Annotated in this window: 9 protein-coding genes; 5 read left to right on the top strand and 4 right to left on the bottom strand. The window is 64.1% G+C overall.

The window, feature by feature from the left end:
• Both VN461_11995 and polX read right to left on the bottom strand, forming a co-directional pair.
• A complete protein-coding gene (locus tag VN461_11995) occupies nucleotides 1-669 on the bottom strand; it encodes a hypothetical protein (GenBank protein HXB55501.1) in 669 nt (222 codons plus the stop codon).
• Complete coding sequence (gene polX, locus VN461_12000) at nucleotides 645-2,384, bottom strand: DNA polymerase/3'-5' exonuclease PolX (GenBank protein ID HXB55502.1); 1,740 nt, start codon at nucleotides 2,382-2,384, stop codon at nucleotides 645-647. Before polX ends, VN461_11995 begins: the two co-directional genes overlap by 25 nt.
• Nucleotides 2,385-2,757: 373 nt before the next feature.
• On the opposite strand from polX, the gene VN461_12005 reads away from it, so the two are divergent.
• From VN461_12005 to VN461_12020, 4 genes are all read left to right on the top strand, one after another.
• A complete protein-coding gene (locus VN461_12005; protein ID HXB55503.1) occupies nucleotides 2,758-4,071 on the top strand; it encodes an efflux RND transporter periplasmic adaptor subunit in 1,314 nt (437 codons plus the stop codon).
• 6 nt (nucleotides 4,072-4,077) lie between these two features.
• Nucleotides 4,078-7,230, top strand: a complete 3,153-nt coding sequence (locus tag VN461_12010) for a multidrug efflux RND transporter permease subunit (GenBank protein ID HXB55504.1) — start codon at nucleotides 4,078-4,080, stop codon at nucleotides 7,228-7,230.
• Nucleotides 7,227-8,633 carry an efflux transporter outer membrane subunit gene (locus VN461_12015; protein HXB55505.1) on the top strand — a complete coding sequence of 469 codons (1,407 nt, stop codon included), beginning with the start codon at nucleotides 7,227-7,229 and terminating at the stop codon, nucleotides 8,631-8,633. Before VN461_12010 ends, VN461_12015 begins: the two co-directional genes overlap by 4 nt.
• 219 nt (nucleotides 8,634-8,852) lie before the next feature.
• Complete coding sequence (locus VN461_12020; protein HXB55506.1) at nucleotides 8,853-9,110, top strand: UBP-type zinc finger domain-containing protein; 258 nt, start codon at nucleotides 8,853-8,855, stop codon at nucleotides 9,108-9,110.
• Nucleotides 9,111-9,506: 396 nt separating this feature from the next.
• Here VN461_12020 and VN461_12025 read toward each other — a convergent pair whose 3' ends face one another.
• Both VN461_12025 and VN461_12030 read right to left on the bottom strand, forming a co-directional pair.
• On the bottom strand, nucleotides 9,507-10,091 hold the full coding sequence (locus VN461_12025) for a helix-hairpin-helix domain-containing protein (protein HXB55507.1): 585 nt from the start codon (nucleotides 10,089-10,091) through the stop codon (nucleotides 9,507-9,509).
• 24 nt (nucleotides 10,092-10,115) lie between these two features.
• On the bottom strand, nucleotides 10,116-10,553 hold the full coding sequence (locus tag VN461_12030; protein ID HXB55508.1) for a YidB family protein: 438 nt from the start codon (nucleotides 10,551-10,553) through the stop codon (nucleotides 10,116-10,118).
• A gap of 411 nt (nucleotides 10,554-10,964) precedes the next feature.
• Here VN461_12030 and VN461_12035 point away from each other — a divergent pair, with 411 nt between their 5' ends.
• The gene (locus VN461_12035; GenBank protein ID HXB55509.1) at nucleotides 10,965-11,381 is read left to right on the top strand and encodes a DUF1801 domain-containing protein; all 417 of its coding nucleotides are present in this window, start codon (nucleotides 10,965-10,967) and stop codon (nucleotides 11,379-11,381) included.
• Nucleotides 11,382-12,812: the final 1,431 nt, after the last annotated feature.

The following is a 12,812-nucleotide window of genomic DNA, read 5'->3' on the forward strand; positions in this document are numbered from 1 at the left end:
CTAACGCCGGTCCTGGCCCGTAGCCGGGGGCAGCCGAGGAGGCCTTGGCCCTCGGCGGGGGGCACCAATGAGCGGAACGTACGGAAGCTCTCGTTCCTCCTGCACGCAGCGCAGCATCAGGCCCCCGCGGCTCATGTCGCCCCGGCCCACGAAGTCCCGGGGAAAGAAGAGGCGGGGGCCGAGGACCGCGGTCAGCAGCTCAACGTACTTGGGCGAGGCGATGCTTCCGAGGAGGATGACCTCGGCCTCCGCCCAGCCGGGCGCCAGCGCTTGTAGATCGCGAAGGAGCGGGCGCCGGTAACGCCCCTCCTCGGCATCGACGGGAACGCGGCCGTAGCGCCGCAGGTCGGCCAGCCGCAGGGGAGACTCCGGGGGTCGGAGGCCGTCGCAGGAGGTGATCACGTGGATGCCGGCCAGGCCGCGGGGAGGCCTCGCAAAGGCGCGGGCGTAGGCCAGCTTGCCGCGAAAGTAGAGGCTGCTCACGAAGCTGAACACCTCGCCCAGCTCCGCCCCCCCCCGCCTGCGGATCCTCCGGCCGAGGTCGTGAGCGTGGTCGGGCCGCTGAAGGAGGCGAGCCCTTTTCCCGGAACAGTCGGCCGGGGACAGGAGGAAGACGCGGAACCTTCCTCCGCGTCCGGCGGTGGTCAGCTCCGGGGTGCGCGCAGCCATGCGAGGAACCTTTCGCGGGGCCAGAGGTTGGCGATGCGGGAGGGCTCGACCCAGCCGCGCGTAGCTTGGAGGACGCCCCACTCCATGCGCGCGAACTCGCGCGTATGGTGGGTGTCGGTGCTGATCACGAAGGTCAGGTCCATGCCACGTGCCCGATAGAGCACCTCGCTCGAGGCGTCGAGCCGCGGGAGGGCGGCGTTGATCTCGATCGCGGTGCCGGTCTCGACCGCTTTTAGTAGGACGGCGTCTACGTCGAGGTCGATGCCGGCCCGACTGCCAATCCTCCGGCCCGTGAGATGCGCGATGGCGTGGATGGTCGGGTCCTCCATGGCGGCGAGGATGCGGCGGGTCTGCTGAACCCGATCCAAGTCGAAATGGGAGTGGACGCCGGCCACGCACCAATCGAGGGTGCGGCGAAAGTCTTCGTCATAGTCCACGCGGCCGTCCCGGTCGATGTTCAGCTCACTGCCGTGGAGGAGGGTCAGGCCGGGGTAGCGCCCACGGAGGGCGTCGATCTCCGATCGTTGGGCGGCAAGTTGCTCCCGGCTTATGCCACTCATGGCGAGGTTCTCTGCGTGATCGGTGATGGCGAGATATTCGTAGCCTCGGTTGGCAGCGCTTCCCACGATGTCTTCGAGCGAGCTCTTGCCGTCCCCCGACAGAGCCGTATGGACGTGCAGATCGCCGCGAACATCTGCCAACCGTACCGGCGAAGGGAGCTCGGCTTTTTCGGCGGCCTCGATCTCCCCCCGATCTTCGCGCAGGGGAGGCGCGATGAGAGGGAGCCCCAGCGCCCGATATATGGCTTCCTCGGACTCGCAGGCGATGACCTCGCCCGTTCGGGGGTCGCTGAGGCCGTATTCGTTGAGGAGCCATCCCCGCGCCAGGGCCCGCTGCCGCAGCTTGATGTTGTGGGCCTTTGACCCGGTAAAGTACTGGCAGGCGGCTCCGAACTGATGCGGTTCAACAATCCGCAGATCCACCTGGAGGCCGGTCGAGGTCAAGAGGGAAGTCTTGGTGTCCCCGCTGCCGATGACCTCGCGCACCGTGGGCAGTTTGAGGAACGCCTCCCGCACGGACAAGGGCTCCCGGGAGGCCACCACGATGTCGACATCTGCGACCGTCTCCCGGAGGCGGCGGAGGCTCCCGCAGTGCTGGACGCGCTCCACTGCGGGCAGCGCTTCGAGCGTGGCCACCAACTCCAGGGCTATGGGCATGGCCTGGGCGATCGGGCGGCGCTTCTCCTTGCCGGTCGAAACCAGGCGATCGAGGGCGTGCAGGAGCTTCTCCTCCATCTTCGCCCCGAAGCCATGGACGTCGCGGAGTCTCTTGGCTTCGAGAGCGGCACGCAGGCCCTCGAGATTCTGCACGCCCAGCTCGCTCCTGAGCCGAAGCAGGGTCTTGGGACCCAGGCCGGGGATCTTGCCCAGCTCCACAAAATCGGGCGGGTATTTCCGGCGCAGCTCCTCGAGCCTTGCGATCGTCCCCGCTTGGAAGAACTCGCGGATCTTCTTGGCCGTGCTCTGGCCAATTCCGGAAAGCGCGGTCAACTCCTTTTCGGAAAGGCCCTCCAGATCTCCCCGGTAGGAGGAGATCGCCTCCACCGCGTTTTCGTACGCCCGAACGCGGAACGCGTTTGGAGAGCCCTCCTCCAGGACCGTGAGCTGTGCGAGCTCGCGGAAGAGCGCGACAAGTGAATCACGGCTTCCCGCCATCGGGTGGAGTCTATCTTCGACTCCGCGACCAGGGAAGGGGTCGCGCCGCAAAGAAGAGCCGGGCTCAAGCAGGGAGGCGCCGGAATAGCCGGCCTAGCGAGCGGGCGTGCTTCCGGCCCCGGGGCGTATGTCGCTTCTACCTTTTTTCGGACCTCTCGTTCGCTATGCTGTACGATGCGGCTCAATCTTGTCGCGATGCCCTGGGCTTGAGTGGCCTTGCTGGCCGGCTCGGCCCTTTGCGAGAGCAACCCGGGGACCGAAGAGCGGGAGACAGGGGAGAGGGACCGGTACTGGGCAGGGTGGTCTCTTGCCGATCGACCAGGCGAAGAGATTGACGACGGTGATATATGGAGTCCCTTAGGGAGGGCATCCGGTGTTGAAAAATACGAGCGTCCGGGAGCAAGCTTCCCCGACCGTCGTCGTCTCATCCGCTCTCCTATCTGCGGTTTGGCGGCGGGGCCCTGGGGAGGGACGTCGACGGGGGAGAGCTGCCGACCCCCCTCCGCTCACCGGGAGCGTCACGAGGCCGCCGGCCAATGCCCACGTCGTCAACGGCTTAGCCGCCCTCCTTCTTGCCGCCGCGCTTCTCGACTTCGGGTGTGCCCGGACTCAAGCGCCGCGCGCGACGGAGCCGGAGGTCCTCACCGCCCCCGTTGTCCAGAAGGACGTGCCCGTGGTCAGCGAGTGGATCGGCACTCTGGACGGGTCTGTGAACGCCATCATCCGCCCCAAGGTCGAGGGCTACCTGCTGCGACAGATCTACAAGGAAGGGCAGTTCGTCAACGCCAAGGACCCCCTCTTCGAGATCGATCCGCGACAGTTTAAGGCGGCCGTGGACCAGGCAAACGGGGTGCTCGGGCAAGCCGAGGCCGAGCTCGCGAAGGCGACGCAGGACGTGGATCGATTCACCCCCCTGGTTGCCGAAAGAGCGGTCAGTCAACAGGAACTCGACAACGCTTTCGCCGCCCAGCGCAACGCAAAGGCTGCCGTGGCCTCGGCCAAGGCGTCCGTGGAGCAAGCCCTCTTGAATCTCGCGTGGACGAAGATCACCTCCCCGATCGACGGCATCGTGGGCATCGCGAAGGCTCAAGTCGGTGACCTGGTGAACAACCAGACCGTCATGACCACCGTCTCCACCGTCGATCCGATCCGCGTGACCTATGGCATCAGCGAGCGTGAGTACCTGCGCTTCGCAGCGCGCATCAACCGGCCGAACTACGCCACGACTCGACAGGGCTCGCTCCTGGACCTTGTGCTCGATGATGGAAGCGTGTTTCCCCACAAAGGTCAGGCGGTTCTTGTGGACCGCGAGGTGGACGTGAAGACCGGGACCATGACGATCAAGGGATTCTTTCCGAACCCGGGTCACATTCTGCGGCCGGGCCAGTACGCCAAGGTTCGAGCGGCCCTGGAGGTGAAGACGGGTGCGCTGCTCGTACCCCAGAAGGCCGTGACCGAGCTGCAGGGGGGGTTCCGAGTGGCAGTGGTGGGTCCGGACTCCAAGGTTGAGATTCGGAACGTGGAGCCGGGCGAAAGGGTGGGTTCGCTCTGGATCATTGACAAGGGTCTCAAGCCCGGTGAGAGCGTGATCGTGGCCGGCATCCAGTTTGTCCGTCCGGGCATGGGCGTGAAGGCCAAGCCGGCGCCTTCCGAGGACGACGGGGCCAGCCGCGCCCAAGGTCGGTGATCCAGCATGTCGCGCTTCTTCATCGGTCGGCCGATCGTCGCCATCGTCATTTCTGTCGTCACCGTGATCCTGGGGCTGGTCTCCATGACGGGCCTGCCGGTGGCGCAGTTTCCCTCGATCATCCCGCCGCAAATCCAGATACAGACGACCTACACGGGCGCGGACGCCCTCACCATCGAACAATCGGTGGCCACTCCGCTCGAACAGCAGATGAACGGCGTCGACAAGATGCTCTACATGCAGTCGACGAACGCCAACGACGGCACCATGACGCTCACCGTCACGTTCGACGTCGAGAGCGAAGTGAATATCGACCAAGTGAACGCCCAGAACCGCGTCGCGCAGGCCCAGCCGTACCTGCCAGCGGACGTGACCCAGTTCGGCCTAAGCTACCGCAGCACGGTCGGGCTGCCGCTGCTGATCTTCTCTCTTTACTCGCCCAACGGCACCTACGACTCACTCTTTCTGGGCAACTACTCCGTGATCAACATCAACGACGCCCTCTACCGAGTGGCCGGCGTGGGCCAAGTCGTGAACTTCGGCCTCGCCGAGTATTCGATGCGAATCTGGGTAAAGCCGGACAAGCTCGCGAAGCTCGGGCTCACGGTGCCCGATTTGCTGCGCGCGGTCCAGCAGCAGAGCAATGTGAATCCGGCCGGACGAGTGGGGGCGGAGCCCGCGCCCCCTGGCCAGGAGCTCACCTATACGGTACGGGCCCAGGGGCGTCTGGTGACCGCGGAGGAGTTCGGCAACGTTGTCTTAAGGCTCAATCCCGAGGGCTCCGTGGTTCGCCTCAAGGATGTCTCGAGGATCGAGCTAGGCGCCTTGACCTATAACCAGTCCGGACGCTACAACGGACGCCCCGGCGCCCTGATTGCAGTCTTCCAGGCCCCCGGAGCCAACGCCCTCACCGTAGCCGCAGACGCCAAGGCGATGATGAGGGACCTGAAGCAGCGGTTTCCGAGCGATCTCGACTACGCGATCGGCCTCGATACCACCCTGCCCGTGACCGAAGGCATTAAGGAGATCGCGACCACCCTTCTTGAGGCCATGGTGCTCGTGATCCTTGTCGTGTTCCTTTTTCTGCAGAACTGGCGGGCGACTCTCATCCCCTTGATCGCGGTGCCGGTGTCCCTGATCGGTACCTTTGCCTTCTTCCCCTTCCTCGGCTTCTCGATCAATACCTTGTCGCTGTTTGGGCTTGTGCTCGCCATCGGCCTTGTCGTGGACGACGCAATCGTGGTGGTGGAGGCGGTGGAGCACCACATCGAGGAGGGGCTGAACGCGAAGGACGCCACTCTGAAGGCAATGTCCGAGGTCTCGGGGCCGGTGGTGGGGATCGCGCTCGTGCTTTCGTCTGTGTTCGTTCCCATCGGGCTCATGAGCGGAATTCAGGGGCGGCTCAACAAGCAGTTTGCCGTCACCATCGCGATCTCGGTGCTGATCTCTGCCTTCAACGCCCTCAGCCTCTCTCCCGCGTTGGCCGCTCTGCTCCTGAGGCCACGCGGTGAAGCCAAGGGGTGGCTCGCCCCGCTCTTCACCTCGTTCAACAAGTGGTTCGCGCGCGCGACCAATGGCTACGTGAGCGTCTCCCAGGGCCTCATCCGGAAGACGGCGGTGGGCCTGCTGATCCTGGGTGGATTCGTCGTCTTGGCGGGCGGCGTGGGAGGGCGCCTGGCCAGCGGATTCATTCCCGAGGAGGACCAGGGGTTCTTGTTGCTGAACGTTCAGCTTCCGGAGGCGGCATCGTTGCAACGGACGAACGCGGTGACCCGGAGGATCGAGGAGATCTTGGCCGAGACAAAGGGCGTGCGTTCAACCGCAACCATCAACGGTTTCAGCCTTCTCACCCGCACGTCTGCCTCCTATACGGCCTTCTTCTTCGTGTCTCTCCAGCCCTGGGACGAGCGGCGGGGGGCCGATCTCTCCGCGCAGGCGATCCTCCGCGGGCTCAACCGGACCCTGCGCACCAAGGTGCCGGAGGCGGTGGCCTTCGCTTTTGCTCCCCCGGCCATTCCGGGCATCGGCACGGCGGGTGGCTTCTCCTTCTGGCTACAGGACCGGAGCGGCGGCACCGTGGAATTGCTGGCCGAGAACCTCGAGAAGTTTCTGGAGGCAGCGCGGAAGCGGCCGGAGCTCGCGAATCTGAACAGCCAGTTTCGTTCCAGCGTGCCCCAGCTCTTTGCCGACGTTAACCGCGACAAGGTGCTGAAGCAGGGCGTATCAGTAGCCGACGTCTACCTCACCCTTCAGGCCTTTCTGGGAGGCAGCTATGTGAATCAATTCAACCGGTTCGGGAGGCAGTGGCGCGTCTTCCTGCAGGCGGAAGGCGTCGACCGCCTCACCCCCGAGAACATCGACCGTTTCTACGTTCGAAACGGCGAGGGAACGATGTTGCCCTTGTCGACGGTGGTCAACACGCGGCGGATTCTCGGCCCCGAATACACCCAGCGCTTCAACCTCTTCCGAGCGGCTCAAATCACGGGGCAGCCGGGGCCGGGCTACAGCTCCGGGCAGGCCATGGCCGCCCTGGAAGAAGTGGCGAAGACCGTCCTGCCCCAGGAGATCGGTTACGATTGGGCCGACCTCTCCTACCAGGAGCGCAAGGCGGCTGGTCGCGCGGGAGCGGTGTTCGGGCTCTCCCTGGGCTTCGTGTTTCTGATCCTGGCCGCGCTGTACGAGAGCTGGTCGCTTCCCTGGAGCGTCCTGCTCTCCGTGCCGATCGCCGTGGTTGGCGCTTTCTTGGGACTGCTGTTGCGTGGCTTTGCGCTGGACGTTTACGGTCAGATCGGCCTTGTGATGCTGATCGGACTGGCGGCGAAGAACGCGATCCTGGTCGTGGAGTTTGCCAAGGCCGGATTCGAGAAAGGCCAGCCCTTGATAGAGGCGGCACTAGAAGGCGCTCGCTTGCGGCTGCGCCCCATCCTGATGACGTCTTTCGCCTTCATCCTGGGCTGCGTGCCCCTCTGGGTAGCCCAGGGCGCGGGGGCCGTGGGGAGGCAGATCCTGGGCACGGTCGTAATTACAGGAATGCTCGCGGCGACCGGCATCGCCATCTTCTTGATTCCACTGCTCTTCGTGGTGGTCGAGCGCCTCGCTGGACGGGAGCGGGCCCATCCGCCGCAGGGCAGCGTGTCGCCCGCCGGAGAGCAGCCGTGAGAGTCCGGGGTGTCGTTGTCATGTCCTGCGCCTTGGTCGTGGGCTGCGCCGTGGGGCCGAACTACAAGCGGCCGCCGGTTGTCACGCCGGACCGATTCTATGGCGAGCAGGCCGCGGGCGAAGCGCGCTCCTCCGGGGACCTTCCATGGTGGGACGTCTTCCAGGACCCTGTCCTGAAGGGTCTTGTCGAAGAGGCGCTCAAGAACGGATTCGACGCACGCCTTGCCGTGGCCCGGGTCGAAGAGGCGCGCGCGCTCTACGGGGTGGCCAGATCCCAGCGGTTCCCATCCGTGGACTATCAGGCTGGCTGGCTGCGGACGCGTCCGGACCAGTTCCTGAACCCATCCGGAGCAACCCTGACGGAGTGGACGGCCGAGGTCGGGGCTAAGTGGGAGATCGACCTCTGGGGTCGTGTTCGTCGCCTCAACGAGTCGGCGAGAGCGCGGTACTTGGCGACGGAGGAAGCTCGGCGCGGCGTGCTCCTCTCGCTCCTTTCTGACGTTGCTACGGCCTACTTCGAGCTTTGCGAGCTGGACGCCGAGTTGGAGATCGCCCAGCGAACGACGATGGCCTTCCGGGACACCTACAATCTGTTCAGTCGGCGTCTGGAGGGGGGAGCGGCGTCCGCGCTCGAGACCTCCCGCGCCGAGGCCTCCCTCGGTCAGGTCGCAGCCCAGATCCCGGAGATCGAGCGCGCGATTGTGGCCCGCGAGAACCAGATCAACCTGTTGCTGGGGCGAAACCCCCAGCCGATCGCGCGGGGAGGTTCCTCCATGCCGTTACCCCCCGAGACCCCGCCCGGCCTGCCCTCGACGCTCCTCGAACGACGACCGGATGTGCGTCAGGCCGAGCAGCTCCTGGTCGGAGCTAACGCAGACATCGGCGTGGCCAAGGCCGCGTTCTTTCCTACTCTGAGCCTTACGGGCCTCTTCGGCAACGTCAGCCCTGAACTGGGAGATCTGTTCTCCAACGGCAAGACCTGGAGTGTCGGGGCCGGCGTACTCGGCCCCCTCTTCCATGGCGGTGCCATTAAGCGCAACTACGAGGCCGTGAAGGCCCGGTGGGAACAAGCTGAGATCGAATACGAAGCGACCGTGACGCAGTCACTGGCCGAGACGTCGACGGCTCTCATCGCCCGGACCAAGCTCGTGGAGACCGAGAGCCAGCGAGCGCGCGCGGTGCAGGCTTACCGCGAGGCCGTTCGGCTGGCGAACCTTCGCTACGGCTCAGGCCTATCCGCGTACTTTGAGGTGTTGGAGGCGCAGCAGCAGCTCTTTCCGGCGGAGATTGGCTTGGCCCAAACCCGCCGCGACCAACTGATCGCGGTGGTGAACCTCTACAAGGCACTGGGCGGAGGGTGGCAGGCGGGTACCGTCTCGGCGACTCCTAGTCCGACTCGCTAGGGTATGAGCGCCATCGACTGCGCTCTGGATCGGGTTCGAACGGTCGCGGGTCACATCGGGGCAGGGCGCGGGGGTGGGGGTCACCAGATGCCCATCGCCTCCATCCCGCTGCAGTAGCTTCCCTCTCGCCGCTAACTTGCCTGGTGGGGTGAAGGAGAGTGGTGCGCCGTGGGCCGCCGCGACTCTCCACTCTCACAGGGGTCTTGAAAGGCGGCCGATATGCCAAAGCGTTGTTCTCATCTCCAGCATATTCGTGACGTTGGGCCTTCCGCCAAAGAATGTGAGGATTGCCTGCGTATCGGCGACGAGTGGGTGCACTTACGGCAGTGCCTTGAGTGTGGCTACGTGGGTTGCTGTGATTCCTCGCCCAATCGTCATGCCACGAAACACTTCCAGGACACCAAGCACCCCATCATTAAGTCCCTTGAGGCGGGGGAAGGCTGGCGCTGGTGTTACGTAGACGATCAGGAGGTCTAGGTAGTGGCCATTGGCGAATCGAACTCTTCCGCGAATCACTCTGGCCGTTTGGCGGCGAAGGCGTGGATAGGTCTACCGGTTCAGCCTTGGTTGAGATAGGCCTTCTTTCGAAGGAAGCTTTGAGCCAAGCGGAAAACCGCAGTCCGTTATTGTAGACCGCGACCGGATCGAACCCCCAGTTCCTCATTTTCGAATCGGACCGAGTAAGACGTCCCGAGGGTTTAAGTTCTTCCGCACTCGAAGCAACCCGATGGCCAGACCCCATGACGCGCCAAGTCAGCCGATTAGTGCCAGCGCGGCCGCGGATTGTCGTGGTGGGCGAGAGCTACCGCGTCCTTGTTGTCCCCCTAGTCCTCAGCCGGTGATGAGGCGGCAAAGTGTCCGCAGCGGGATTGATCAGGGCTGTTTCTTCTCCTTCTCCTTTGAGGCGCGATAGCCAGCGGCAATGGCGTCGGATTCCGTCATGTACTTGCCATGCTTTGTTTTGCCGTACCAGCGGTCCCCTTCGCGGTGGTAGACCTTGGTCTCGGTGTTGACCCAGACCATGCCCTTGGCTGGCGGCGGCTGGGCCGTCGTCGCGGCGGCAGCGGGTGCGGAGGATGCGGGGGGTGCCGGCGAAGCGGCTGCCGCGGGCGCAGGGGCCGCGGGCGCAGGGGCCGCGGGCGAAGCAGGGGCCGACGCGGCTTGCGGGGTTGATGCCGCAGGGGCGCTTACCGTGACCAGCGGAGTGATCTGCGTGATCGTCTTCGCGGGCACGCCAGCCTTGGCAAGGTCCGCAACCGCCGCGTAGGGCCGACCGGCAATGATCTTCTTTGCTGTGGCCGGCCCCACTCCGGGCAGCTCCTCCAACTGTTTTGCTGTGGCTGTGTTCAGGTCTACGCGTTGAGCAGATTGGGCCTTGTTATCCGCCCCCTGGGCCAGTCCGGCGAGGGCCAGACCGAGACCAATGGCGACAAGTCCTAGGTTTCGGAGCGTGCGCATCGTTCTTCCTCCGTTGCCGGGGGGCTAGCGGCCACTTAGGTGCGCCAGCAGCCCCCCGAGAGAAGCCTGGAGATCGTTCGCCGCCGGCACTTGGCCGTTCGGCGTAAGGTGGTCGACGAGACCGGGCAGGACCGACGCAAGAAGGGAAGCCGCGTTGGCCGGGGCTACGCCGGCCTTTTGGGCGAACTGGCCCAGCACGTCGCTGCTAAGAACCTTCGACAATTGGTCGGGTGAGATCGGGGGGTTCGGGCCGGTCGAGATCCACTGCGACATGATTTGGCCGAGGCCCGCCTTTGAGAAGGCCCCCACGAGGCCGCCGAGACCCCCCGTGCCGCCGACGGAGGGATCTTTCGGGTTCAGCAAGGCTATTGCGGCGGACACGACCTGGGGGTTCTGCGCGACCACTTGAGCGAGGCTACCGAGCCCTCCGCTTTGTTTGAGAACGTCGTCAAGAAAGCCCATATGCCCCCCCACAAGGTATCGGCGCGCGGCGTTTAGCAATGGGGAAGTCTAGACCCAGCCCAAGCCCGCTGTCTAGTGCGGCGACTAGGCGACTCGCCCGCGCGCATCCAAACCTAAGCTCTGGGCGGTGGTAGGTCGGTCGTGGCAGAGATCCCATGAAACGGGGCGATCTCAGTCGCCGAGACATCAGTCGGCCTGCGACCAAGAGCTGGGAAAAGCGATGTGGGGCTACCAAGAGAGCGCTTGACCACCTCCCCTGCGGGTGATATCAGCATTCCAACTACAATCAATCGCCGGCTAAGGCTTGGCCATGTCACACCCGAATGTTCCTGCTTACCCTTTCCGCTAAGAGCTACCCAACAAAACTACCGGCTTGAAAACGGCCCAAGAATGCGCAGCATAAAGGATCCAATGAATCCATCGGAACGTATTGACCAACTGGTCGCCGAACTCAGAGACTGGCGTGGCAGAACGCTCGCCAGCGTCCGCAAGAGCATCCTTGAAGCTGACGCGGAAATAATCGAGGAATGGAAGTGGATGGGAAGCCCAGTGTGGTCTAACCACGGAATAATCGCGGTCGGCAACGCCCACAAAGACAAAGTGAAGCTGACCTTTGCCCACGGAGCAAGCCTCCCAGACCCGGCCAGACTCTTCAACGCGGGCCTCGAAGGCAACGTGTGGCGAGCGATTGATTTGTTCGAAGGCGATAAGATTAATGAGCGCGCTCTAAGAAATCTCGTCCGTTCCGCCGTTGGTTACAATCAGATCAAATTGAAAAGGAAAGCCGCTGCCCGGCCTCGAGCGAAGGTAAGCAAGAGTAAAAAGTAGGGCACGAGCGGCCGGAATGGATGTTCCCATCGTTGGGGGCACGCCTCTGGATGGGGCGAACGTCGAGAAGGCGCTCAAGAGCGGCCTTGAAGAAGACCGGGCTTCGGCTCCGCCTCGCCCCCACGGCATCCGCTATTGCTTTCGCGTGCCTACCTGCTCCAGCAGGGGGAATCGAATGCCTTAGGTCCAAAGGCAGCTTGAGCACGGCGGCCTCAAGTCGAAGGTCAGGCGTGTGTCTTCATCTGCCAGTCAAATGATGCCTAGGCCCTCCACTTGCACCCAATAGCCCTCGAAAATGTACGGCTTCATGACGCCCACGAGCGCACGCCCTCTTCTTGGACCTTCAACGGCACCATCATCGACACCTGGGACTCCGATAACCCAACGCGTAGCGCCGTAGCAACGCCGGCGAAACACTTCCCAGAAGCCCGTTACTGACACCCCGGCGTGCAACCGTAGAATGGCGGCCCTGGTATGACCCAAGTGTTCGCAGCACACTTCCGTTGGAAACGCCCAACGCAAAGGAACGATCCCTCGGTGTAGTGCTGTGCGTTGAACGTGCAGCCGCCACATGCGCTGCCGGCCCCACCCGGCTGTATCAGCTGACAGTCGCATGGACGTTCCGGCGGGCCAACCGTAATCCAAGCTGTGCCGACGCACTGTTGCTGAAATCCTTGCATGCACATTGACGAGCCATCTGAAAAGAGGTGGCCGTTGAAGTAACACCCGGCGTTGCAAGAAGCGGGAGCTGCAGGAGCGGGCGCGGGAGCCGGCGCTGGACTGGCAGTCGATGGACTCGGCGTGGGTATCCTACTGGAGCTCGCGCAGGCCGCGACGATGATCGAAGACAAGGTCCCTGCGATGATTGGAGTGCGTTTCATATCGCCACCTAAAGCACTGACAGGTTCCGATGTTCCCTTACTAACATGACTCCTCTTGTTGGACTGGGCTATTGAAGATTGCGGTCGACGCCAGGAGAAACAGGAGTCGCGGCTGTGACCTTGGTCGATACAAGGGGCACGGGCGGAAGGGGCCCTGGTGCTCACGAATCCCCAACGAAGCTCCCTTGCAGGCCGTGCCGGTGGGCGGCCCTACTGGCGTCGCTCCGACGCGGCACAGATTCCGCCTTGACGCGGAATCCCCACGACCCGATCGACCGGCCTCTGATTCTCATCGACGGTCTAGGTCAAGAGCGCATGGCCTTCGCCAGCTTACCCCTGCCCTACCCCCAGATTCCAGTTGGTTGTCCGCGGGGGATCGAACCCCCGACCTCCTTGGAGCGCTTGACCGAACGCGACGCCCGGCAGCCGGTTGCGACCAGCAGAGGCTGCCCAAGGCTATCGGACCTGCCTCGGCGTCGGTTAGTGGTACCGTGGCATCCTGACTCGCCCACATGACGGGCGCTACGGCCAGGAGGGCCGGAAGTAAGGC

It is taken from the genome of Vicinamibacteria bacterium (assembly GCA_035570235.1).
Lineage (GTDB): Bacteria > Acidobacteriota > Vicinamibacteria > Fen-336 > Fen-336 > DATMML01.

Excerpts from the sequence above, each read along its gene's own strand:
- VN461_12020 (HXB55506.1), top strand. The coding sequence starts at position 8,853 with ATGCCAAAGCGTTGTTCTCATCTCCAGCATATTCGTGACGTTGGGCCT.
- VN461_12035 (HXB55509.1), top strand. The coding sequence starts at position 10,965 with ATGAATCCATCGGAACGTATTGACCAACTGGTCGCCGAACTCAGAGAC.
- VN461_12030 (HXB55508.1), bottom strand. The coding sequence starts at position 10,553 with ATGGGCTTTCTTGACGACGTTCTCAAACAAAGCGGAGGGCTCGGTAGC.
- VN461_11995 (HXB55501.1), bottom strand. The coding sequence starts at position 669 with ATGGCTGCGCGCACCCCGGAGCTGACCACCGCCGGACGCGGAGGAAGG.
- VN461_12010 (HXB55504.1), top strand. The coding sequence starts at position 4,078 with ATGTCGCGCTTCTTCATCGGTCGGCCGATCGTCGCCATCGTCATTTCT.
- VN461_12025 (HXB55507.1), bottom strand. The coding sequence starts at position 10,091 with ATGCGCACGCTCCGAAACCTAGGACTTGTCGCCATTGGTCTCGGTCTG.
- polX (HXB55502.1), bottom strand. The coding sequence starts at position 2,384 with ATGGCGGGAAGCCGTGATTCACTTGTCGCGCTCTTCCGCGAGCTCGCA.